The organism is Salinibius halmophilus, assembly GCF_003577475.1.
Taxonomy (GTDB): Bacteria; Pseudomonadota; Gammaproteobacteria; order Pseudomonadales; family Natronospirillaceae; genus Salinibius; species Salinibius halmophilus.
On sequence record NZ_QPEP01000013.1, the window covers coordinates 39,824 to 60,937 of the forward strand.

The window sequence follows — 21,114 nt, forward strand, 5'->3', positions numbered from 1 at the left end:
TTGGGTTTTATGTTGCGTAGTTTTATCCACCGCGTGCATCGCCTAGATGCAGCGGTGTTTTTATGGATGTTGTCGTCACGCTATCAAGCATTTTGGCAACGTCTTAGTCGAATGGTTTCTAGATCTGGCGATGGTTGGTGGTATGCGGGGTTGTTCTTAGCCTTGCTGCTCCTAGATGTGATTAACCAGCGCTTTTTCTTAGTTGTACTGCAAGCGTTCACTATTGAGCGTGCGATCTATTTCGTGATGAAAAATGGGTTACGACGTAATCGGCCGCAAGATAGTCTTGATAACTTTGTTAGTTATATTACCCCTCACGACAGGTTTAGCTTGCCGTCAGGGCATGCTTCGGCGGCCTTCCTAACGGCAACGATCCTCACTTTTCTGGCACCGGTGTGGGCCATCATGTTTTATTTTTGGGCAGGGCTAGTAGGCACTAGTCGCATTATGATGGGGGTACACTTCCCAGGTGATGTGATCATAGGGGCTGTATTGGGCAGTATTGCCGCCCATTCAACGCTTAGTTTTATGCTTTAGAAGCTCCCTTTAGCAGCGCACTCAAGGCCAATGATTTGTGTTTTCTATTGAGTGAAGAAAAACTTACACTTTGGTTTAAGTTGTTAAGGTAAATGTTAATATTTCATTCATCGTGAAAATGCCGCTACTTTGTAGTTAAAATGAGTTAAAGTGCTGATATCCATACGCTTTGATCTTTTCAATACTGTTTCATTGCCAGCTTATTTGACTTGGTGCAGCAAATTCTGTGTAAAGATGCCGTGACAAATTGGTTTCTCCGAACGATACTATAGCCTTCGAGGAGGAATTACATCTATGCGGCTACAGATCGTCTGCGATGACCGGCTTGGCATTGCACAAGAAATTTTGGGTATTTTGGTTGAAAACGATATTAGTTTGGCGGGCATTGAGCTAGCACCAAATACTGGTATGTATCTGAATTTCCCGACGGTTGAGTTTGAAAAGCTGCAAACCATCATGCCGCGGTTGCGCCGCACGGATGGTGTTCACGATGTGTCTATTGTTCCATACATGCCAATTGAGCAGCAGCAACAGGCTTTGAATACCCTGGTTGATGCACTGCCAGAACCAGTTTTTTCGGTTGATGCTCGCGGTCGAATTACCTTTGCGAACCGTTCAGCGGCTAACCTGTTAGGTACCATGGTTGACGCACTAGAGGGGCGCTCAGTGCGTCAGTACATCAGCGGCCTGGAAGGAGAGTTTGAAGAAATTCAAAGCAAAAGTGCTGCGATGGTGCGCTTTGCTGGTCGCCAGTTCCTCGCAGATGTTTACACCATTTTGTTGCCAAGCGAAAAATATGGCGCTGAACCGGATATGCCATCGGGTGCAGTGATTACTCTGAAGTCTCCAGAGCGCTTGGGTCGCCAAATTCAAGTGTTGGAGCGTGGGGTGACATCGCTCGAATGGTTGTCGGCCGATGGTCCGCTTACCCGCCAGCTTGATCGCCAAGCACGGCACCTAGCAAGCCAGACTATTCCGCTGATTATTTTGGGTGAACCTGGCGTAGGTAAGCGCGAAATGGGGCAGGCGATTCATTTATATGGCTTCGGGGCTGACAGTAAGATCGAGCGCGTGCATTCTAGTGTGCTCAACAATCGAGGTAACCTTGACATGCTTACTGCCCCGGATGGCTTGCTCAACAAAGTCGGCAAGGGCAGTTTAATCATTGAGCGGGTCGAAATGCTATCGCTGAATTTGCAGAAGCAGTTAGCGCAATTGATCTCTGCTAATCAATATGATGATGGGGTAGGTGTTGAGCCTAAGCCAATGCAATCGCGCATCATGTTTAATGCTGAGCCGCTGGCATCAGGTGAAAAAATTGCCGACGTTATGGCGCCAGAACTATGGAAGCTGCTCAGTCCAGCGTTAATTGATTTACCGCCTTTACGCCAGCGACCACAAGATGTTGTGCCTCTGGCAAGGTTCTTCCTGCACCGTTATGCTATTTCTCGCCAGCGCTCGGTAACGCTGTCTGAGGACGCATCGTTGATGCTGCGCCGCTATCATTGGCCGGGTAACTTGACTGAACTAGAGCAGAGTATGAGCATGGCATTGTCGCGCTGTGAAGGCGACTTGTTGAAGCCAGAACATTTTCAGTTTGGTGAAGTGGAAGCGGTTGAGTTGCCAGAAGATATTTCTACGTTGCCAGATGCGGTGCGCAGCTTTGAATCCTCCATTCTTCGCAAACTCTACCCGCAGTACCCATCAAGCCGTTTGTTGGCGAAACGTTTAGGTCTGTCGCATACGGCAATCGCCAACAAGCTAAAAGAGTACGGTATTAACCGAGAGTAAGCGACGCTGTATGCAATAAAAAAGCCGCTTCTTTTGAAGCGGCTTTTTACGTTTGCTTTCTTTTTACAGCTTGATTACTCGGTTGAGTATCGGGCCTAACCAGCCTTGGAAGTGAAGCTGCTCATCGACATAAGCCATGCATATGCAGTCTTCATTAACCGCCGCAACCGGGGAGTGTTTGTGATTGCCATCTAAGCATACAAAATCACCGGCATTGTACTTGCCCATATGATCAGAAAAACCACCTTCTAGCACTAGTGTCCATTCGTTCCCGTGATGGCTATGAACGGGGACTCGTGCACCTGCTCGGATTTTCAATAAACTCAACCGACCATTTCGTTCATCACCTAAATCAACGTGAGCAGTTTGCACTGGACCCAAACCCTTCCAGTCTAGCGCCGACAAACCGTTTGGTGCGATTCGTTGCATGAGCGAGCGCTTTGGCTGCGGCTTAGGCGCTGGTTTCGCAATGGCCGCCAGTGTATTTTGCCATACGTCTGGTGACACTGTCTCCGAGCTTGAATTAGGTGTTTTACTCATCAGCTCACCACCCAAAATTTCAAGCTTGTTTACCGCAGATTTGCAATGCGGGCAGTACTGTAGGTGGGTTGCCACCATCATTGCTTGAGCAGTGCATAAGTTGCCTGCGGCATACTCAACTAAGAGATCAAATTCAGGATGCCATTTTACCGTCATATTGCAGGCTCCACTAAAACCTTTAATTTGTTCAATGCTAATCTTACTCGACTTTTTACCGTTCCAAGCGGAATGCCGAGTTCGTTGGCAACGTCTTGGTGGGACTTCTCTTCCATGTATACTTTGCCGAGCACTTCACGCTGTTCAGGAGGCAGTGCGCCTAAATTGCTATGAATTAAACGCTCTGCTGCACGACGCTGCACGTCTACGATCGGACCGTCGATCTCAGGCTCATCCCAAATTTCTTCTGTCAGCACTTCGTTCTGAAGCTTTGCGGTACGGCGCAGCATATCAATACGCTGATTACGAGCGATCGTAAATATCCAAGTACTTGCCTTAGCCTTACTGCGGTCGTACTGATGTGCCTTGCGCCAAACCGATGTCATAACTTCTTGCACCAAATCATCGGGAAAGCTATCACCAAGCTTGCCAATGCTGCTAGTGCGCGCAAAGCTTTTTATTTGCGGACCGAAGTGGCCGAATATTTTCTCAAACGCACGCATGTCTTGATCACGTGCTATTTTCTCGAGCAATATTCCCCACTCATCATCGGATCTGTCCATTCTGCTCTTTGCCTTACGCTGCTGCATATCAATCATCGCGCTTGCCATCGAGTCACACCTTTAATTTGGTTTGTTGTGACAAGTAATACGAGGGACAAGTTGCGCTAGATCAATTTAAAAGCAACGATTTAAGATATTTAAATAGTTTTTTCGCCGAATTATGGCTTAAGTCTGGGCCGTCGGCTTTTACTGGTACATTGCGCACCAACTGTCTCAAATGTTGGCGATCAGCTGAGGGATATTCATCCAGAAACTCTGCCATGCTGGCATTGTCCTGGGTCAATAGTTTGTTACGCCAATGTTCTACTAGCGCAACTTGTTGTTGAAAAGCTTCGCTACTCGGGTCTAGTAAGTCGAGTGCGTGGATGATTGCCTCGGTATCAGCTTTGCGCATAAGTTTGCCCACATATTGCAGATGCCGTCGGCGCGCTTCGTTTTTGGTGATTCGGCGACTGTCGTGAATGGCGACCACGAGTTCATCGGTCAAAGGCATATTGGCGATTTGATCGTCTTTCAGTACTAGTAAACGCTCGCCAATGGCTTGCAGTTCATGCATTTCGCGTTTTACTTGCGATTTTGACGGGCCAAAATCCTCGTCATCTTGCATGTAGTCTGGATTGTCTTGGAACGGGCGCTTACTCATAGTTAACTCACAAAAGGACTAATGTTGCTAAACCTAAAAAGGACAGGAATCCTATCACATCTGTGACTGTTGTGAGCACTACACTGCCGGAAAGCGCTGGATCGATGCCTAATTTTTGTAACATTATAGGTAAAACTGCTCCACTTAGCTTGGCGACTAGCAAATTCGTAAAGGTAGCGGTGCAAATTACCGCTGCCAATAGGATATCTTGCTGCCATAAATAAGTACCGGCACCAATTAGTACGCCCCATAACAAGCCGTTTAGTGAGCCAACGCCAGCCTCACGTAGTAGCAGCCAGGGAATGTTTTTGCTGTTAATCTGACCAACTGCCAGCGCCCTAATGACGAGGGTAAGGGTTTGGCTGCCGGCTACCCCGCCCATCGAGGCAACAATTGGGCTTAATACAGCTAAGGCAACAAGTTGCTGAATAGTGCCTTGAAACTGACCTATCACTGCTGCAGCGATTACAGCTGTCACTAGATTAATACCCAGCCAAACGGCGCGACTTTTAGCGGCTGGGATAACATGTTCGAATGTGTCAGCTTCTTCATCCAAACCCGCCATGCTTAGAAGTGAGTGTTCACCTGACTCACGAATCACATCGACAACATCATCTACTGTGATGCGCCCGATTAAAAGGTTGTCTTGGTTAACAACGGGTGCGGAAATCCAGTCTTGTTGCTCGAACAGCAAGGCAACATCGCTTTCTGGCATGTCGGCGGGGATCGCTTCCGCATCGAGCATTATCTCTCGAACCATGGCTTCGGGTTGTGCCGTCAATATCATGGTCAGCGGCAGTTTACCGATATACTGACCACTCCGGTTGATCACAAATAGCGCGTCGAGGTCACTAGAGAGCTCGCCAAGCGCACGCAAGTAGCGCAGCACTACGTCAACTGAGACATTCGCCCGAACGGTGACATAGTCAGTCGTCATCAAACCGCCGGCAACATCCTCTGGATATTGCAATAGTGGCTCAATCTCTACCCGGTCTATGTCATTTAACGCATCGAGAACTTGTAGTGATATGTCATCAGGTAGACGTTTGATTACGTCCACCAAGTCGTCGCTATCAATGCCTGCAGCACCATCGGCAATGGCCTGAGGTGTCATCATTGCTAGATAATCGGTTTGCAATGATTCCGGTAAATAAGGCAGCACAGCCGTGCGCATGCTGTCTTGCAATAAAGACCAGATTTGCTCGCGTTGACGGGGCGGCGTCGACTCAATGACGTCAGCCACCTCGGCCGGCCCTAGGTCTTCGTTTACCAGTTCTTCAGCGAGTGCTAAATCACCATCGGTGATTGCTTGCTGTAGTTTGGCTTCATTTATGAGTGCTTGTTCTGTGAGTACTTGCGCCATCAGAATTCCCTACTTCTTTCTGCTGGGCGCATTTAAAAAACTCAGGACGGGTATTGCGGCTACCGAATAAGGCAGCAGAGGTTTTTAGATACACCCAGATATGCTTTGGCTACTGAGTACTCTAGGTGTATCCGGTATGATTGACAAGCTATTCTTCCTCGCCAAATTTATCTTCAATCAGAGCCAGGACGGCATCGAGTGCGGCTTCTTCATCACTGCCGGTAGCTTTAATGGTGAGCTGATGGTCTTTTGCGGCAGCAAGCATCATAACGGCCATAATGCTTTTTGCATCAGCTTCTTTGCCATCTTTTTCTACAGTGATGCTGCTGCCAAACGCACTGGCAGTGTTCACTAGTTTGCTCGCTGCTCTAGCATGTAAGCCACGGAGGTTGATTAGCTTTGTTTGTTTTTCAACCATGGCTTATTTCTCTATGCTGCAATCTGACATGTTGCCAGTGAGGTGTTAATAATTTGCATAGCTGTTCTCCTACATAAACAGAGCGGTGATGGCCACCTGTGCAGCCTATGGCGACTGTTAAGTATGCGCGATTGCTGCTGGCAAGTTTCGATAACCAACGCAGGCAGAAGCGCTCGATATCTTGAATCATTTCGTTAACATCAGGCTTGTTGGCTAAAAAGTCAATAATCGGCTGTTCGGTGCCATAGTGAGGCCGAAGTTCCGCTTGCCAATAGGGGTTGGGCAAGCAACGTACATCAAATACGTAGTCGGCGTTAAGTGGGATGCCATGTTTGAAGCCAAAAGACATGATAGTCAGTGCAGTTTGGTTTGGCATCGCATTGGCAAACTCTTGCACTTGTGATCTTAGGTCGTGCACCGAGAGCTGGCTGGTATCTATATGCAGCTCAGCTTTATCTCGCAGAGGCTCAACAAGCCCTATTTCTGCATCGAGTGCTTCTTGTAATGATAGCTTTGACCGAGTGGATAAAGGATGCTTGCGCCTGGTCTCAGAAAAGCGCTGTATCAACACTTGGTTGCTGCATTGTAGGAACAGTAACCGCGTATTGATTTCGCGCTCTGCCAATAAGCGCAATACTGCATCCAGGTTATGCAAAGCGGCCGCCGCATTGCGAGCATCGATACAAACAGCAACTTTTCTAGTTGCTTGTGCACTAAGTTGATCAACTAAATCGGGTAATAGGGTAAGCGGTAGATTATCTATGCTGTGGTAGCCACAGTCTTCTAGGGCGCTCAGGGCAATAGTTTTGCCTGCTCCTGAGCGGCCGCTTACGATAATAAGCTCAGTGTTCATGCTGATTTTGCAATATCAAACAAGTCATCACTATTGCTTGCCTGGCGCAACTTATCCGCCAAACTAGTAGTTTGTAGGCGCTCAGCAAGGCTTGCTAGCAGAGCAAGGTGTGTCTCATTAGCTGTATCGGGGACTAATAGTACGAACAATAAGTCTACCGGCGCCCCATCTACTGCATCGAACTCGATGGTTTGTTCATAACGAATCAAGCAGGCGATGGGGTCACTGACCGACGGCATGCGGCAATGTGGGATTGCAACGCCACCACCAAAGCCAGTTGTGCCAAGGCGCTCGCGTGAAGATAGTGCGTCAAATACATCGGCTTTGCTTAAGCCGGTGTCCTGTTCAATGATTGCGGCAATATCTTCGAGTGCTTTCTTTTTGCTATTAGCAGAAGGGGCGCACATAATGGTGCGCCCCTTGTTAAGTAGGGAGAAAAAATCAGCCATGGATTTTTTAGTTACCTTGTTGTCTCGCCACGGATTTTTCTTTGTGCTTAAGCAGTTGACGATCTAGCTTGTCAACCATCAGGTCAAGCGCAGCGTACATGTCTTCGTGCTCTGAGTCAGCAAAGATTTGGCCGCCTTTGACGTTCATAATCGCTTCTGACTTTTGCCGTTCTTTTTCGATGGATAGCGTCACCTGAACGTTGCTAATTTGGTCGTAGTGGCGTTCTAGGCGTTCGAGTTTATTATGTACGTAGTCGCGTAATGCATCAGTGAGGTCTAAGTGATGACCACTAATATTTATTTGCATGCGCTTACTCCTTAATCAACGGCTAAATAAAGTAGAGCCTTCGCTCTAATTATCAGTTTAGACTCAAATCATTCTGAATCACTGATATTTCTCATTAAACCAAGGATTTCCTCTCATTAGAAGGAGGAATGTTCATTGATTCACGATACTTGGCTACGGTGCGTCTAGCAACCTTAATGCCTTGTTCTTCAAGCAATTTTGCCAGCTTAGAGTCACTCAACGGCTTGCGTGGGGTTTCTGCTGCGATAAGCTTCTTGATGATCGCTCTAATGGCGGTGCTCGACGCTTCGCCGCCGCCTGTGGTGGCAACGTGACTAGAAAAGAAATATTTCAGTTCAAAAATACCGCGAGGTGTGTGCATGTATTTTTGCGTGGTGACGCGTGAAATAGTCGATTCGTGCATTTCAACAGCTTCTGCAATATCTGCCAGTACCATGGGCTTCATGGCTTCAACGCCGTGTTCAAAAAAGCCAATTTGTGTTTCGAGAATTTTTCTGGACACTTTGAGCAGGGTTTCATTGCGGCTCTGCAGACTTTTTAAGAACCATTTAGCTTCGTTCATCTGGTCTTTGATGTACTGGCCGTCTTTGTCGCTGCGAGCACTTTGGGCGAGTGACGAGTAGCTGGTGTTCAGACGGATCTTCGGCGCTACTTCAGGATTAAGCTCAACTCGCCAGCTGCCTTTTTCTGGGTCTTTAAACACTACAACATCAGGAATGACATAGCTGTCCTCGCCGGAAATAATGGTGCCACCGGGGTGTGGTGTTAGTGATTGGATTAGAACGATGGCATCGCGCAATTCATCTTCTTTAATACCCAATGCACGCATTAATCCCGCGTAATCACGAGTGCCCAGTTTATCGAGATGATCAGAAATTAATGTTTTTGCTAGGGTTAAATCTTGCCCGTCAAACTCTGGTTGGTTCAGTTGGATAAGCAAGCATTCGGTTAGGTCGCGGGCAAACACGCCAGGCGGGTCAAACTGCTGTAGCCGAGTAAGCACCGCTGCCACTTCTTCAACATCAAGCGGGTCTTCACTGGCATTAACCACTTGCTCTGCAAGCGCTTCGTGGGCCTCGTTAACCGAAATATTTAGGTATCCTTTTTGATCGAGTGAGTCGGTTAAAAACTCAGCTATTTGCGCGTCGCGCTCACTAAAATGAGTAAGATTTAGCTGCCAAAGTATGTGGTCTTGTAATGACTCTCCGGTAACGCCGTAGGCCTCGATGTTCCAGTCATCTTCTGGGCTGCCTAGGCCGTGTGAGGTTGGCGTATGCGTATAGATTTCATCCCAGTCGGTGTCTACAACCAAGTCATCAGGAATCGTCTCGTTAGCAGACGCATCGCCATCGCTGGCGGTGTCTTGGTTTTTTTCGGTTGGTGTTTGCTCTCCAGCTAGGATTTCGTCGGCGCTGCGGGCGCTATCTTCTTCCACTTCTAACAGTGGGTTGGCGTCAAGTGCCTGTTGGATCTCTTGCTGTAAATCCAAGGTAGATAACTGCAGTAACTTAATGGCCTGTTGCAGCTGAGGAGTCATCGTCAGCTGTTGGCTCATTTTTATTTGTAAGCTAGTTTTCATCGGCTCAATACTTCATACGACGCAAAAGAAAATCCTTGTGAACCAAGGCTACAGAGTGAACGATTCGCCTAAATAGATGTCTCGTACCTTTTGGTTGGCTAAGACGGTAGCAGCGTCGCCCTGTGCAATGATTCTTCCCTCCCCAACAATATAGGCCATTTCACAAATGTCTAGTGTTTCTCGAACATTGTGGTCAGTAATTAGCACACCAATGCCTCGGTCCTTTAAGTGTCGTATGATATCCTTGATATCGCCAACCGAAATTGGGTCAACGCCAGCAAAGGGCTCATCTAGAAGAATAAATTTGGGGTTGGCAGCGAGAGCCCGAGCAATTTCTACGCGCCGGCGTTCACCGCCAGAAAGTGCCATGCCAAGTGAATCACGAATATGCTGGATATTAAATTCATCTAACAGCGCATTCGCTTTTTCGAGTCGGTCAGCTTTTTTGAGTTCTTTGCGCAGCTCAAGCACTGCCATGATGTTGTCGAAAACGCTGAGTTTGCGAAAAACTGAAGCCTCTTGTGGCAGGTAGCCCAGGCCAAGCTGGGCGCGCTTATGCATGGGTAGGTGGTCAAGGCGTTGACCGTCCAGAGAAACGCTGCCAGCATCGCTCTCCACTAGGCCTGCAATCATGTAAAAGCAGGTCGTTTTACCGGCACCGTTTGGGCCAAGTAGGCCAACGATCTGGTTTTCATCAACCTGCATGGAAACGTCATGGATGATTTGCCGTTTGCCGTAGCGCTTTTTTAAATTACTCGCAGTCAGTGCCATCTGCTAATCCTGGTAGAACTGATCCCGATACCTTACCGGTAATGAGTTTTTGGTTTTCGCCATCATACTCGATGGTTGGGCTTTGTTGTTGGTTGCAACCTTTCTGCATACGCGCATCGCCCTCTGCCAATATTCTCTCCGGCGATACTTGATAGGTTAATGTGTTGCCCCAAAGCTCCATTGGTGATTCATTTGGGTTGAGTAGGTCGCGATAGTAGGCTGGCGTTCCTGTCGCAATAATGTTCGACACAGTTGCAGTGCCATTAATGTCTTCACTGCGCACCACCAGTGAATCGGCTTCTATACGTAGCTCGCCTTGTACAACAATGACATTGCCAAAGTAACGAACTTCGTTGGCTTGGTTGTCCCATTCGCTGCGATCCGCTTGTAGAATATTAATCGGTAAGCTGCGATCACTCTCTAGCGCCAAGCTTGTGCTACTGATCACGATTAGTGACAAAAGTACTGCTCTCATGCTGCTCGAATTCCATAAACTCATTGGTTAAGTCAAACTTTAGCGATCTACCCGTGGAAATGGAACCAGCCCGCGTCAGTTCGGCATAATTAGGGGCATGCCCTGTTTCAGTGTTGCTCTGGTAAAGCAGTTTTTCGGTGGTGAGTGTTAGCCCATCGCTAGTGCTGACTTTCACGCTACCCTGCAAATTAAAATTAATTTGGTCTTCTGTTGTGGCTTGATTAGCACTTATCGTCCAGTCCGGCTGCACTAACATCATTCGCGTCATTTCGGCATTGCTGTTAGTGAATTGCTGGAAGGTCTCTGCATTCAGCTGCTCCACTAAGTTACCATTTAAATCATATTGCTGACGTGTGAGGTCACTTGCGCTGATTTGTAGTCGCCGAGCTTCGCCTGCAGCATTCGGTGCCGACTCAGGCGTATTAAGCAGAGCAAAGGCAATGCCGAGTGCAATAAGTGTGAGTACGCCAAGCCACTGTTTCATTAGCCAATTCCAGCTTGCAGCACGTCATGTAGATGGATAATGCCTACTGGCTTTTTGTCACCTAAGCAAACAAATAGTGCGGTGATTTTGCCTTCCATTTGCTTTAACGCTTCCACTGCTAGGGCATCGGGTGAAATGGTTTGTCCGCCGGGCGTCATGATGTCACCAATATTTACAGCGGCGATATCTGTGCCCTTTTCTACGACGCGTAGTAAGTCGCCCACGGTGAAAACGCCTACCAGTTTGCCTTCTGCATCGACGACGCCGGTGATGCCAAAGCGTTTTTGTGACATACTCGAAAGCGCTTGTGGCGCTTTCATATTGATATCCACAACAGGTAGTTCATCACCTTGATGCATTAGGTCACGCACACGTGTTAACAGCTTGCGACCTAATGAACCGCCGGGGTGGCTAAAAGCAAAGTCTTCTGCAGTAAATCCACGTGCCTCGAGTAATGCGATGGCCAGTGCATCGCCCAATACAAGTGAGGCTGTGGTAGAAGAGGTAGGGGCTAGGTTCAGCGGGCATGCTTCTTCACTGATACCAGTCGCCAGGGCTGCATTCGCGTTCTCAGCCAATGTGCAACTTGATTTGCGAGTAATGCTAATCATTGGCACGTTCATTCGTTTAAGTAGCGGAATGATAGATACCAACTCACCTGTTTCGCCGCTGTCTGAAAGGGCGATGACGACGTCGTTAGGTTGAATCATGCCTAAGTCGCCGTGGCTGGCCTCACCTGGATGGACAAAAAAAGCCGGTGTACCCGTGCTCGCCAGTGTTGCCGCAATCTTATTGCCGATGTGTCCAGATTTACCCATGCCGGTTACGACAACGCGACCAGTGCATGCCAAACAGAGCTGACAGGCTTTCGTGAAATTGTCATCTAACTGCGGTAACAAGGATTCAATCGCTGCCGTCTGTTTACTGATACTTTGTTTGGCTGACTGAATGAAATCTGACATGTATGAGTGTTCCTAAGACAAAATTTTCCGTAAGCATAACGCGGCGTATTACAATGAACAAAAGCTAAAGGATTTTTTTCCACGTAAACGATGGAAAGGGTTCAGCTTGAACCAAAGTTGTGAGTTAGAGGAAAGTTTTATGCGTCAGTTGTTCGCCGCAATATTAGTAAGTTTAAGCACCCTTGTTGGTGCTGTGCCATCACCGCAAGAAACAGTACTAGATGGCGTGAATGAAGTTGTGCAAGTGGTACAAAAGTACCCTGGGGTGAGCCCTAACGACCCAGCATTTATGGCCGAAGTTGATGATGTGTTGGCTGACAAAGTCAGTTACGCACGAATTGTATACGGGGTGATGGGCGAGTATTGGACGCAAGCGAACCGCGATCAGCGCATTGCTTTTTATCAAGCCTTTCGTGAGTCAATGGTGAATACCTACGCGCGCGCTATGTTGCAGTTCTCGGAGCTGGATATCGCATTGGCCGAGGATCAAGGTGATCGCCAAGATTCGCTAACCAATACTCAAGTATTTGTCGAAGCACTCGCCGACGATGGTTCACGCTATTTGATGTCACAAAGCGTTTATTACGACGAGAAAAATGAGCGTTGGATGCTGCAAAATATTACGGTAAATGGCATCAATATGGGGAGTTTTTTCCGTCGCCAGTTTGAGGCGTTACTGCGCGAAACGAACGGCGATCTGAATGCTGCCATTGAGCGCTGGTCTGCCTACGCGCAAGCGGAGTACGAAGAAACATCATTTCGGTAACTGACCACCAAGCGCTAAACAATGAGAAGCTGGCAATCGCCAGCTTTTTTTATGGTCAAACTAAAAACTTCCATTTACCCTCTATCTTTTTTAGAACTTCGGCGGTGGTTTGCGTATAATCGCCAGCAATTGAATATAGGAGTCCTTCATGCTAGCTGAGCAAATTGAATCATTGGTCGCCCAAGGTGTTGCAGAAGACAGCGAAATTGCTGTGCAAGTAGAAGGCAATAAAGCGCTTGTTGCAGTGGTATCATCGAGCTTTGCGGGCAAACGCCGTGTGGCTCGCGAGCAGCTATTGAATGGCTTGCTTGGCGACTTAATTGCTTCGGGAGAACTACACGCTGTGAGCTACCAGCTCAAAACGCCTGAAGAGGCGTAAGGTCGAATGGATAAGTTACTAATTCGTGGAAATGGCCCTCTCAGCGGTGAAACGCGTATTTCGGGAGCAAAAAACTCGGCACTGAAGATTCTTGCTGCAAGTCTACTAGCAGAAACGCCACTGGTGATTAAGAATTTGCCGCACCTGCAAGATGTAACCACCATGATTGAGCTATTAAGCTGCATGGGTGTGCAGGCCACGTTGGCGGAAGATATGTCAGTTACCATCGACGCCACCGATATTCATAATCAAGTAGCGCCGTATTCGCTTGTGAAAACCATGCGGGCTTCGATTGTTGTGCTTGGGCCTCTACTTGCTCGTTTTGGCCGCGCGGACGTGTCGCTACCTGGAGGCTGTGCCATTGGCGCTCGCCCCGTTGACTTACACTTAAAAGCAATGGAAGCGTTAGGTGCCAACATTACGGTGGAAGAGGGTTATATCAAAGCGCGTGTTGATGGCCGCCTAAAAGGCGCCACGATCATGTTTGACAAGGTCACTGTTGGTGGTACTGAAAACGCGTTAATGGCGGCAACATTGGCTGAAGGCACAACGGTGATTCACAATGCAGCGCGCGAACCAGAAATTGTTGATTTGGTTGAATGTTTGCGCATGATGGGCGCCAATATTGAAGGTGAGGGCACCGATACGCTGACCATTCATGGCGTAGAATCGCTAAAAGGCGGTGTTCATAGTGTCACGCCAGACCGCATTGAAACCGGCACTTTCCTCGTGGCGGGTGCTATTTCACGCGGTAGAGTTAAATTAAACAACACTGAGCCTAAGCACCTTGATGCAGTGTTAGCGAAGTTGCGCGAAGCGGGGGCAGAAGTCACCGCTGGTGACGACTGGATTGAACTTAATATGCATGGCAAGCGCCCGCAGGCGGTGGATATCACCACGGCACCGCATCCAGCCTTTCCCACCGATATGCAAGCACAATTTTGTGTGCTGAATGCGCTAGCTGAGGGGACTGGGACGGTTGAAGAGACCGTATTTGAGAACCGCTTTATGCATATTTCTGAACTGCAGCGCATGGGTGCAAACTGCAAAGTGTCAGGCAATAGTGTGGTGATTAAAGGCGTTGAGCGCCTGCAAGGTGCGCCCGTGATGGCAACAGACTTACGAGCTTCGGCAAGTTTGGTGATGGCCGGTTTGATGGCTGACGGTGAAACTCTGGTGGACCGTGTATATCACATTGACCGAGGCTACGAATGCATTGAAGAAAAGCTGGCCCAATTGGGTGCGCCGATCACTCGGCTCAGCTAAGGACATATAATGAGTGAACCATTAGTCATTGCGCTCTCGAAGGGGCGCATTCTTGAAGATACTCTACCACTGCTTGCTGCAGCAGGTATTGAGCCTTCTGAAGATATCAGCAAAAGCCGAAAGCTGATTTTTGACACCAATCACGACGATGTAAAGTTCATCGTGATTCGCGCAACTGACGTACCAACATATGTCGAGCGCGGTGTTGCCCATATGGGCATTGCTGGCAAAGACGTGCTAATGGAGCACGGTGCGCAAGATGTTTACGAAGTGCTAGATCTCAACATTGCTACCTGTCGATTAATGACGGCAGGCATTGTTGGTCAAAAGCCGCCTGCTGGTCGTATGAAGGTAGCAACCAAATTTGTAAAAACCGCTAAAAAGTACTTTGCCGAGCAAGGCAGACAAGTGGATATCATCAAACTGTATGGTGGGATGGAGCTGGCGCCAATTCTAGGTCTTGCCGACGAAATTGTTGATATCGTGGATACTGGCGGCACACTAAAAGCCAATGGCTTGGAGGAGCGCGAACTAATCGATCATATTAGCTCTCGCTTGGTAGTAAGTCGTGCAGCTTACAAACGATTCCAAAATCGTATTCAGCCGATTGTTGATCAGTTGGCCGCGGCAGTTAAGTAGTTAAAGTTCGACGGGCGTGTTTTTGCCGCACAAATCAGCGCTCGTTTATATTATTAGGATGTAACCATGTTAACCGTAAGCAAGCTCAACACCACAGATAAAGACTTTAACCAGCAGCTAGATGCATTGCTGTCTTGGGAGTCGGTTTCTAACCATGAGGTGCTACATACGGTTCAACATGTGATTAGCGACATCCGCCAGCGTGGTGATGACGCACTGATTGATTACACCAATAAGTTTGACCGAGTTAGTGTCTCATCGATGAGTGAGCTCACTATTGAAGCGCAAGGTTTAGCCGATGCTGCCGCACGCATTCCCGCGGCGCAACTAGAAGCGCTTAAGCAAGCGGCAGAGCGTATTGAGCGTTATCACAACAAGCAAGTCAGCGAGTCTTGGCAGTACACCGAGGCCGATGGCACCTTATTAGGCCAAAAGATCACTCCGATGGACCGTGTTGGCCTCTATGTACCTGGTGGCACAGCACCGCTGGCATCGAGTGTTTTGATGAATGCTTTGCCAGCCAAAGTGGCCGGTGTACCAGAAGTTGTGATGGTCACGCCAGCCCCTGATGGCAAGGTATCAGACTTCACACTAGCAGCAGCACACGTTGCGGGCATTAATCGTGTGTTCCTTGTTGGTGGTGCACAAGCGATTGCGGCACTAGCTTATGGCACCCAAACTGTGGCTGCCTGCGATAAAATTGTTGGCCCGGGTAATATCTTTGTGGCCACTGCTAAGCGCGAAGTGTTTGGTAAAGTGGGCATTGACATGATTGCTGGTCCTAGTGAGATCATGGTGGTGAGCGATGGCACAACGCCAGCTTCGTGGTTAGCTGAGGACATGTTCTCACAAGCCGAGCACGATACTGATGCACAATCGATCTTAGTGACGACCAGTGCTGAGCACTTGGCCGAAGTCGAAGCAGCGATGGTGGAACAGGTACAAACGCACCCGCGTAAAGAAATTATTCTCACATCGCTAAAAGACCGTGGTGCGTTGATTCTGGCGCAGTCAGAAGAAGAAATGATTGAGTTAATTAACCGTATCGCCCCAGAGCACTTGGAGCTATCAGTTGCTGAACCGCAAAAAATGGCCCAGCAGGTTCGCCACGCGGGTGCTATTTTTATGGGTAAATACACAGCTGAATCACTCGGTGACTACTGTGCTGGTCCAAACCACGTTTTGCCAACGTCTGGCACGGCGCGCTTTAGTTCACCACTAGGTGTATACGACTTCCAAAAACGCTCATCGCTGATCATGGTAAGTGAAGAAGGTGGTGATACCCTAGGCAAAATCGCCGCTGAACTAGCGCGTGGCGAGCAACTCGAAGCCCACGCCCGCTCAGCCGAGTGCCGCGTTAAGAAATAAGACCAGCACCGTCACTCCCGCGAAGGCGGGAGCCTAGATTGCCCGCTTTCGGGCCAGCGCGAAAACATTGGCTAAAACTGTGGCGCTTGCCGCTTATCGAGCAGCTTATCGCAACGCAGACACGCCGCAAGTACGTCCCTGTAGGCTCGCATTTGGCATCCCTGCCAAATGACGGTCTGCTTATGCGACACGCCGCTCTCTTAGCTAAAGCAAGCTGGTATTCGCCCATGTTATTCGCGACCAAAATTGTCATGTGCCAGCGCAGCCGTCACGCCCGCGAAGGCGGGAGTCTATTTTGACAGCTATCAGGTCGGGATGAAAAAATGGCGAGTAGCGAGGCGCTTCCCACTTAGTGTGGTGTCACGCTCTGCGCTTATACTCTTGCTTTCTACGCCCTCGTGAATACTGAATCACCGCTAAATAGAGCAAATCCACTCCCCAGATTTATGCTGCACAGGCCAAACTGGATTGGTATGGTCATGCTTTATTTTCGATTTAAGGAAGTTCACCAATGAATGAAGGAAACGAAGACCTAATCTGGCACTACACCAACGCAGATGCCTTTTTAAACATAATCTCAAACAAAGAGCTCTGGGCGTTTGATGTGGAGTGCATGAATGATCACCTCGAAAAAAAGGAATTTGAAAACACGCTTCAACGCTGTTTGGCTGCCAACGGGTTACTTGATAATGAAGAACAGGTTGTTCGCGAACTTATCAATAAAGAATTGATCGGTGCTGTCTGCTTTTCGCAAGCGAAAGATTTATTATCGCAATGGATTTCTTATGGTGATAGTGGTGCGGGGTTTAGTATTGGCTTTTCTAAGCAGCGCTTGGTGCGATGGCTTGACGATGAGTATGGCTTCAGTAGCAAACTACTGGATTGTATCTATGACGACGATACCAAATGCAAAGAGCTTAATAATCTGATAGCTCGAGTTTTGGGTAGTTACAAACATGAAGTGCAAATCATGGGCATACTCGAACGCTTGGGCGTTAGCATGCAGGCTGAGGCGAAAAACACTGTGTTTAAAAATGCAGGGTTTAAACAAGAGCAAGAGTGTAGGATTGTCATTAATATGGGAAAGGAGTCCAATGAATTCGTGTCTGGTAACTTGCCAGAGGACGAGGGTGGAGAGCACTTTTTTCGCCCAACATACGATTTTATGAACAGAGGCGGCAACATAACCGCTAGAAGGAAGCTAAGTTTTAGAGACATTTCCCTCGAAGAAATGGTTAAACAGGTTGTAATTGGTCCCAAAAACCCGATGCCAGAAGATAAGGTATACGAGCTTGTTCGGCACTTTAGCCAAAAGAGCGATCATCATGAAGAAACGTCTATTAAAGTCGTTAAGTCGTTGATTTCGCTAAGGTAGGAGCTTTGTTAGATTTAAACGCGATACCGTCAGGCTAACAAGGGTGTGCATTGACCAACACCGTCTGGCGCTGGTTTACCTATCAATGTGGTTCGTTTATGTTAGCGTTCAGGGTAGAGATATATTGCAAAAAGACATCAGAATCTGTTTTATCGGTGACTCATTTGTTGCTGGCGTGGGTGACGAGCAAGCGCTGGGTTGGTCGGGACGGTTGTGTCGAGAAGCTAATTTGGCTAGTTCGCAGGTAACCTATTACAACCTTGGTATTCGCCGTAACACCAGCGTTGATGTGCTAAATCGGTGGCAGGCGGAGTGTGAGCCGAGATTGCCAGGTAGCTGCGACGGTCGCATTGTGTTTTCGTTTGGCGTAAATGACACTTCCATTGAAGATGGGCAACCAAGGGTGGCGTTCGACGCGTCTGTATTGGCCATGCAGAAAGTGTTAACTGCCGCTAAGGCTTATTCGCCAATTTTAGTTGGCCCGCCAGCGGTTGCTAATAGTGCTCAAAACGGGCGAATTGAGCTGCTATCTAAAGCCTATAAGCAAGCCGCCAGTGAAATGAGTGTTCCCTTCATTGAGTTGTATTCACACCTTTCGCAAGACCAAGCCTATCAAGAGTCAGTCGCTAACTTTGATGGCTCGCATCCACGCCAGGCTGGTTATAACAAGATGGCTAGCATAATTGCCGAGTCGGGTAAGGGGTAGTTTTGACCGCGCTGTTATAAGCCTGAAAACCTAGTAGAATACCGCATGCAAATTTTCTGTAGGTGGGCGCTATGCAACTGACCGAATTAGTATCTTATCTTGATGATGTACTTCAGCCGACGGCCTTTAAAGACTATGCACCCAATGGTTTGCAAGTGCAGGGCAAAGCTGAGGTAAAAAAAATCATTACAGGTGTCACGGCGTCGCAGCGCTTAATTGATGCAGCCGTCGAGGCGGGGGCTGATGCGATTTTGGTGCACCATGGTTGGTTTTGGAAGGGCGAGGACCCAACGATTACCGGCCAGAAGTTTAATCGCTTAAAGCCGCTAATTGACAATGGTATTAGCATGTTGGGTTACCACTTACCAATGGATGCCCATCCAACGCTTGGCAATAATGCCGGTTTGCAGGCAGTGCTTGGCCTAACGCATGAGCAATTTATTCAGCCAGTATTGGACGACCGAGGCATTGGCCAAATTGGTACGGGTGACTACACCGTCGCAAGCCTAGCTGCCAAGCTAGAAGCCGAATTGGCGTTTAAGCCAATTGTGACCGAACCGTTAACTGATAAACCCCTTAATCGCATTGCTTGGTGCACCGGTGGGGCGATGAGCTATTTGCAAACGGCCATCGATTTGGGTGCCGATGCCTTTATTACCGGTGAGATCAACGAGCCGACCGCACACTTGGCGCAAGAGTTTGGTGTGGCTTATTATGCTGCGGGCCACCATGCAACCGAGCGCTTTGGTCCACAATTGATTGGCCAACACCTTGGCGAAAAGTTTGACCTTGATGTGCAGTTTATCGATTGCCCAATTCCTGTTTAAAAAGTGAATCCGATGTCAGAATCAGTAGAAAAACCAGATTTAACCGACCCTGAAGTCGCCAAGGCCTACATCCTAGGTCAAACATCAAAAATTCAGTTTTCCGAGTTAGCGCGTGCGTTTGCGCAAGGCAAGGTGATGTTTGTAGACCGTGCGCTCGATATGGTGGATGTAGGGGTGGCGATTGTGCAGGACGATGCTGCGTCTATTACTCATTGGCAAAAGGCAGGTCAACTTGATGTTGTGACTGATCATCAAGCCAAGCTTTGGTTTGGCGCGAATGCAACGGTATGGGCTTTTGTTATTGAGCCCTACGTTTTCGTGCAACCCGCTTAAGCGTACTGGATGCCCAAGGATGAAAGTATTAATTACCGGTGCTGGGCGCGGCTATGGCCTAGCGCTAGCGCAACAGTTTTCTACGCACGCCAACCATATGGTGTTGGTGGTGCGAAGCCAATCGCAACAAGCTGACTTATTAAAGCGATTCGATAATGCCAGCGTTTTACTAGCCGATATTAGTGATGGCGGCTATGTTGAGCAGCTGGCGCAACATTTGGCTAACCATCTAGGCGACAGTCAGCTTGATTTAATGATCAATAATGCTGGTACCGCCGCTCATGCACCCACGCTTGCGACGACCACGACGGCAGCGATGACACGCGAGTTTAACAGTCACTGTTTGGGAGCCGTGCATACCGTGCAAGGATCTCTGGCGGCTTTGTCGGTTGGCGCAACAATTATCAATATTAGTTCCCGGTTTGGCTCGCTGTCGCGCCAGGCTTCGGGTGTAGCCAAAGGCTGTTCCTATTCTTATCGCATGGCGAAAGCAGCGCAGAATATGTTCACTCTTGCCTTGGTTGATGAGTTTCCGCAGTTTACTTCGGTAGCCATTCATCCAGGGCGGTTGCTGACAGAACTTGCGTCGCCGGATGCCCATCTTACCCCGCAGGCGAGTGCCGAGCGCTTGCTAGCGCTGTACCAAAGTGGTTCGCTTAAAAGTGGTCAGTTTATTTCGCTTGAAGATGGCGAATTAGCATGGTGATCAGCAAAAAAACCATTTTTTTAGGGCTTGCGCTGGCAGCGATTACGCCGCTGTTCTTTTTAGGTGGCCCGCACTGGCATTCACCTGATGTGTACCGGGCGGTATGGAATCAGGGGCATGTGTTTTTCTTCTTCTTTTTCAGCTGGTTTATTGCCCAGTTTTGGCCATTGCGCCGCGATTGGTGGCAATACTTGTTATTACTACTAGCCGTGAGTTTAGCAATAGAAACCGTGCAAATTGCCTTTTCTCGCAGTTTTAGCCTGATGGATATTGTTAATAATCTGCTCGGTGCGGCATTTTATTTGGTGTGGTCGCGCCCAATGTGGCAACGGTTAGTGGTAATGCTGCCGTTATTGTGGCAATGGGGTGATATTGGTCTGCATGGTCTGGCCTATTACCAACAAGTTCAGCGCTTCCCTTTGCTTGCCGACTTTTCTACATCAGGCCAGTTACGCCAGTGGCGCGGGCCCATCACACAAACGCCGGAGCAACTTGGCCAAATTAGCTTCAGCACCGACACCTTTAGCACAGTGATGCTTGATGATATGCCAAGAGACTGGCGTGGTTATCAAACCTTGGTAATGAAAATGGTGAATCCTAGTGACGAGGCGTTGTCTGTGGTGCTAAGAATCAACGATATTCAGCATATCTATGTGGATCAAGAGGAGACCGACCGGTACCGCCATCGTTTTGAGGTGCCGCCAGGCGAATCGTCGATCAACATCGACTTGCTAACAGTAAAAAATGCGCCACGCGATCGGTCAATGAATATGGGCGAGATTCAAGCAGTGATGCTGTTTACCACCGCCTTGCCTGAACCTCGCACCCTGCTGATCGATAAGTTATTCCTTGATTAAC

26 protein-coding genes are annotated in these 21,114 nt (G+C 48.4%); 13 read left to right on the forward strand and 13 right to left on the reverse strand.

Translation table 11 applies throughout. The features are described from left to right. Positions 1-9 precede the first annotated feature (9 nt). Both DUW71_RS14645 and DUW71_RS14650 read left to right on the forward strand, forming a co-directional pair. Positions 10-537, forward strand: coding sequence for a phosphatase PAP2 family protein (locus DUW71_RS14645; protein ID WP_119396019.1), 528 nt, complete (start codon positions 10-12; stop codon positions 535-537). Between the two features lie 294 nt (positions 538-831). Then, the gene (locus tag DUW71_RS14650; protein ID WP_119396020.1) at positions 832-2,328 is read left to right on the forward strand and encodes a TyrR/PhhR family helix-turn-helix DNA-binding protein; all 1,497 of its coding nucleotides are present in this window, start codon (positions 832-834) and stop codon (positions 2,326-2,328) included. 63 nt (positions 2,329-2,391) lie between these two features. On the opposite strand, the gene DUW71_RS14655 is transcribed toward DUW71_RS14650, so the two are convergent. From DUW71_RS14655 to DUW71_RS14715, 13 genes are all read right to left on the reverse strand, one after another. Continuing rightward, complete coding sequence (locus DUW71_RS14655) at positions 2,392-3,024, reverse strand: ChrR family anti-sigma-E factor (protein WP_119396021.1); 633 nt, start codon at positions 3,022-3,024, stop codon at positions 2,392-2,394. Next, positions 3,021-3,635 carry a sigma-70 family RNA polymerase sigma factor gene (locus DUW71_RS14660; protein WP_199671235.1) on the reverse strand — a complete coding sequence of 205 codons (615 nt, stop codon included), beginning with the start codon at positions 3,633-3,635 and terminating at the stop codon, positions 3,021-3,023. The genes DUW71_RS14655 and DUW71_RS14660 overlap by 4 nt, the downstream gene beginning before the upstream one ends. A gap of 61 nt (positions 3,636-3,696) precedes the next feature. Beyond that, complete coding sequence (gene yjgA, locus DUW71_RS14665; protein ID WP_119396022.1) at positions 3,697-4,230, reverse strand: ribosome biogenesis factor YjgA; 534 nt, start codon at positions 4,228-4,230, stop codon at positions 3,697-3,699. Positions 4,231-4,237: 7 nt separating this feature from the next. After that, positions 4,238-5,593 (reverse strand): magnesium transporter, encoded by a 1,356-nt coding sequence (mgtE, locus tag DUW71_RS14670; RefSeq protein WP_119396023.1) that lies wholly within the window; start codon positions 5,591-5,593, stop codon positions 4,238-4,240. A 148-nt stretch (positions 5,594-5,741) separates the two neighbouring features. Next, positions 5,742-6,011 (reverse strand): HPr family phosphocarrier protein, encoded by a 270-nt coding sequence (locus tag DUW71_RS14675; RefSeq protein ID WP_119396024.1) that lies wholly within the window; start codon positions 6,009-6,011, stop codon positions 5,742-5,744. Next, the gene (gene rapZ / locus DUW71_RS14680) at positions 6,004-6,864 is read right to left on the reverse strand and encodes an RNase adapter RapZ (protein WP_119396025.1); all 861 of its coding nucleotides are present in this window, start codon (positions 6,862-6,864) and stop codon (positions 6,004-6,006) included. Before rapZ ends, DUW71_RS14675 begins: the two co-directional genes overlap by 8 nt. After that, positions 6,861-7,313, reverse strand: coding sequence for a PTS sugar transporter subunit IIA (locus tag DUW71_RS14685; RefSeq protein ID WP_119396026.1), 453 nt, complete (start codon positions 7,311-7,313; stop codon positions 6,861-6,863). The genes rapZ and DUW71_RS14685 overlap by 4 nt, the downstream gene beginning before the upstream one ends. Before the next feature lie 7 nt (positions 7,314-7,320). Beyond that, positions 7,321-7,620, reverse strand: coding sequence for a ribosome hibernation-promoting factor, HPF/YfiA family (gene hpf, locus DUW71_RS14690; RefSeq protein WP_119396027.1), 300 nt, complete (start codon positions 7,618-7,620; stop codon positions 7,321-7,323). Between the two features lie 94 nt (positions 7,621-7,714). Next, a complete protein-coding gene (locus DUW71_RS14695; protein WP_119396028.1) occupies positions 7,715-9,199 on the reverse strand; it encodes an RNA polymerase factor sigma-54 in 1,485 nt (494 codons plus the stop codon). 48 nt (positions 9,200-9,247) lie between these two features. Continuing rightward, positions 9,248-9,970 carry an LPS export ABC transporter ATP-binding protein gene (gene lptB, locus DUW71_RS14700; protein ID WP_119396029.1) on the reverse strand — a complete coding sequence of 241 codons (723 nt, stop codon included), beginning with the start codon at positions 9,968-9,970 and terminating at the stop codon, positions 9,248-9,250. Next, entirely contained in the window at positions 9,951-10,445 is a 495-nt protein-coding gene (gene lptA / locus DUW71_RS14705; RefSeq protein WP_158584146.1) for a lipopolysaccharide transport periplasmic protein LptA, read from the reverse strand. Before lptA ends, lptB begins: the two co-directional genes overlap by 20 nt. After that, positions 10,408-10,929: an LPS export ABC transporter periplasmic protein LptC gene (gene lptC / locus DUW71_RS14710; protein WP_119396031.1), complete on the reverse strand. Its 522-nt coding sequence runs from the start codon at positions 10,927-10,929 to the stop codon at positions 10,408-10,410. The genes lptA and lptC overlap by 38 nt, the downstream gene beginning before the upstream one ends. After that, positions 10,929-11,891 carry a KpsF/GutQ family sugar-phosphate isomerase gene (locus DUW71_RS14715; protein WP_119396032.1) on the reverse strand — a complete coding sequence of 321 codons (963 nt, stop codon included), beginning with the start codon at positions 11,889-11,891 and terminating at the stop codon, positions 10,929-10,931. Before DUW71_RS14715 ends, lptC begins: the two co-directional genes overlap by 1 nt. A 139-nt stretch (positions 11,892-12,030) precedes the next feature. On the opposite strand from DUW71_RS14715, the gene DUW71_RS14720 reads away from it, so the two are divergent. From DUW71_RS14720 to DUW71_RS14770, 11 genes are all read left to right on the forward strand, one after another. Further along, entirely contained in the window at positions 12,031-12,657 is a 627-nt protein-coding gene (locus tag DUW71_RS14720) for an MlaC/ttg2D family ABC transporter substrate-binding protein (RefSeq protein WP_119396033.1), read from the forward strand. Between the two features lie 148 nt (positions 12,658-12,805). After that, a complete protein-coding gene (locus DUW71_RS14725) occupies positions 12,806-13,036 on the forward strand; it encodes a BolA/IbaG family iron-sulfur metabolism protein (RefSeq protein ID WP_119396034.1) in 231 nt (76 codons plus the stop codon). Positions 13,037-13,042: 6 nt separating this feature from the next. Next, a complete protein-coding gene (murA, locus tag DUW71_RS14730) occupies positions 13,043-14,302 on the forward strand; it encodes a UDP-N-acetylglucosamine 1-carboxyvinyltransferase (protein WP_119396035.1) in 1,260 nt (419 codons plus the stop codon). Between the two features lie 9 nt (positions 14,303-14,311). Continuing rightward, complete coding sequence (hisG, locus tag DUW71_RS14735; RefSeq protein WP_119396036.1) at positions 14,312-14,941, forward strand: ATP phosphoribosyltransferase; 630 nt, start codon at positions 14,312-14,314, stop codon at positions 14,939-14,941. Between the two features lie 66 nt (positions 14,942-15,007). Continuing rightward, complete coding sequence (gene hisD / locus DUW71_RS14740; protein ID WP_119396037.1) at positions 15,008-16,309, forward strand: histidinol dehydrogenase; 1,302 nt, start codon at positions 15,008-15,010, stop codon at positions 16,307-16,309. A gap of 511 nt (positions 16,310-16,820) precedes the next feature. Continuing rightward, positions 16,821-17,684 carry a DUF2971 domain-containing protein gene (locus DUW71_RS14745; RefSeq protein ID WP_119396038.1) on the forward strand — a complete coding sequence of 288 codons (864 nt, stop codon included), beginning with the start codon at positions 16,821-16,823 and terminating at the stop codon, positions 17,682-17,684. Positions 17,685-17,808: 124 nt separating this feature from the next. Next, a complete protein-coding gene (locus DUW71_RS14750) occupies positions 17,809-18,390 on the forward strand; it encodes a DUF459 domain-containing protein (protein WP_199671236.1) in 582 nt (193 codons plus the stop codon). 71 nt (positions 18,391-18,461) lie between these two features. After that, entirely contained in the window at positions 18,462-19,217 is a 756-nt protein-coding gene (locus tag DUW71_RS14755) for a Nif3-like dinuclear metal center hexameric protein (RefSeq protein ID WP_119396039.1), read from the forward strand. Between the two features lie 12 nt (positions 19,218-19,229). Continuing rightward, positions 19,230-19,550 carry a DUF2288 family protein gene (locus DUW71_RS14760; RefSeq protein ID WP_119396040.1) on the forward strand — a complete coding sequence of 107 codons (321 nt, stop codon included), beginning with the start codon at positions 19,230-19,232 and terminating at the stop codon, positions 19,548-19,550. 19 nt (positions 19,551-19,569) lie between these two features. Beyond that, positions 19,570-20,256, forward strand: coding sequence for an SDR family NAD(P)-dependent oxidoreductase (locus DUW71_RS14765; RefSeq protein ID WP_158584148.1), 687 nt, complete (start codon positions 19,570-19,572; stop codon positions 20,254-20,256). Further along, positions 20,250-21,113: a VanZ family protein gene (locus DUW71_RS14770; protein ID WP_119396042.1), complete on the forward strand. Its 864-nt coding sequence runs from the start codon at positions 20,250-20,252 to the stop codon at positions 21,111-21,113. Before DUW71_RS14765 ends, DUW71_RS14770 begins: the two co-directional genes overlap by 7 nt. Position 21,114: the final 1 nt, after the last annotated feature.

What these genes read in the sequence shown, in the direction of transcription:
- DUW71_RS14765 (WP_158584148.1), top strand. Translation starts at nt 19,570, where the DNA reads ATGAAAGTATTAATTACCGGTGCTGGGCGCGGCTATGGCCTAGCGCTA.
- lptB (WP_119396029.1), bottom strand. Translation starts at nt 9,970, where the DNA reads ATGGCACTGACTGCGAGTAATTTAAAAAAGCGCTACGGCAAACGGCAA.
- DUW71_RS14655 (WP_119396021.1), bottom strand. Translation starts at nt 3,024, where the DNA reads ATGACGGTAAAATGGCATCCTGAATTTGATCTCTTAGTTGAGTATGCC.
- lptA (WP_158584146.1), bottom strand. Translation starts at nt 10,445, where the DNA reads ATGAGAGCAGTACTTTTGTCACTAATCGTGATCAGTAGCACAAGCTTG.
- DUW71_RS14760 (WP_119396040.1), top strand. Translation starts at nt 19,230, where the DNA reads ATGTCAGAATCAGTAGAAAAACCAGATTTAACCGACCCTGAAGTCGCC.
- yjgA (WP_119396022.1), bottom strand. Translation starts at nt 4,230, where the DNA reads ATGAGTAAGCGCCCGTTCCAAGACAATCCAGACTACATGCAAGATGAC.
- hisD (WP_119396037.1), top strand. Translation starts at nt 15,008, where the DNA reads ATGTTAACCGTAAGCAAGCTCAACACCACAGATAAAGACTTTAACCAG.
- DUW71_RS14770 (WP_119396042.1), top strand. Translation starts at nt 20,250, where the DNA reads ATGGTGATCAGCAAAAAAACCATTTTTTTAGGGCTTGCGCTGGCAGCG.
- hisG (WP_119396036.1), top strand. Translation starts at nt 14,312, where the DNA reads ATGAGTGAACCATTAGTCATTGCGCTCTCGAAGGGGCGCATTCTTGAA.
- murA (WP_119396035.1), top strand. Translation starts at nt 13,043, where the DNA reads ATGGATAAGTTACTAATTCGTGGAAATGGCCCTCTCAGCGGTGAAACG.
- DUW71_RS14755 (WP_119396039.1), top strand. Translation starts at nt 18,462, where the DNA reads ATGCAACTGACCGAATTAGTATCTTATCTTGATGATGTACTTCAGCCG.
- DUW71_RS14715 (WP_119396032.1), bottom strand. Translation starts at nt 11,891, where the DNA reads ATGTCAGATTTCATTCAGTCAGCCAAACAAAGTATCAGTAAACAGACG.
- hpf (WP_119396027.1), bottom strand. Translation starts at nt 7,620, where the DNA reads ATGCAAATAAATATTAGTGGTCATCACTTAGACCTCACTGATGCATTA.
- DUW71_RS14720 (WP_119396033.1), top strand. Translation starts at nt 12,031, where the DNA reads ATGCGTCAGTTGTTCGCCGCAATATTAGTAAGTTTAAGCACCCTTGTT.
- mgtE (WP_119396023.1), bottom strand. Translation starts at nt 5,593, where the DNA reads ATGGCGCAAGTACTCACAGAACAAGCACTCATAAATGAAGCCAAACTA.
- rapZ (WP_119396025.1), bottom strand. Translation starts at nt 6,864, where the DNA reads ATGAACACTGAGCTTATTATCGTAAGCGGCCGCTCAGGAGCAGGCAAA.
- DUW71_RS14685 (WP_119396026.1), bottom strand. Translation starts at nt 7,313, where the DNA reads ATGGCTGATTTTTTCTCCCTACTTAACAAGGGGCGCACCATTATGTGC.
- DUW71_RS14745 (WP_119396038.1), top strand. Translation starts at nt 16,821, where the DNA reads ATGAATGAAGGAAACGAAGACCTAATCTGGCACTACACCAACGCAGAT.
- DUW71_RS14650 (WP_119396020.1), top strand. Translation starts at nt 832, where the DNA reads ATGCGGCTACAGATCGTCTGCGATGACCGGCTTGGCATTGCACAAGAA.
- DUW71_RS14675 (WP_119396024.1), bottom strand. Translation starts at nt 6,011, where the DNA reads ATGGTTGAAAAACAAACAAAGCTAATCAACCTCCGTGGCTTACATGCT.
- DUW71_RS14645 (WP_119396019.1), top strand. Translation starts at nt 10, where the DNA reads ATGTTGCGTAGTTTTATCCACCGCGTGCATCGCCTAGATGCAGCGGTG.
- DUW71_RS14725 (WP_119396034.1), top strand. Translation starts at nt 12,806, where the DNA reads ATGCTAGCTGAGCAAATTGAATCATTGGTCGCCCAAGGTGTTGCAGAA.
- DUW71_RS14660 (WP_199671235.1), bottom strand. Translation starts at nt 3,635, where the DNA reads ATGGCAAGCGCGATGATTGATATGCAGCAGCGTAAGGCAAAGAGCAGA.
- DUW71_RS14695 (WP_119396028.1), bottom strand. Translation starts at nt 9,199, where the DNA reads ATGAAAACTAGCTTACAAATAAAAATGAGCCAACAGCTGACGATGACT.
- lptC (WP_119396031.1), bottom strand. Translation starts at nt 10,929, where the DNA reads ATGAAACAGTGGCTTGGCGTACTCACACTTATTGCACTCGGCATTGCC.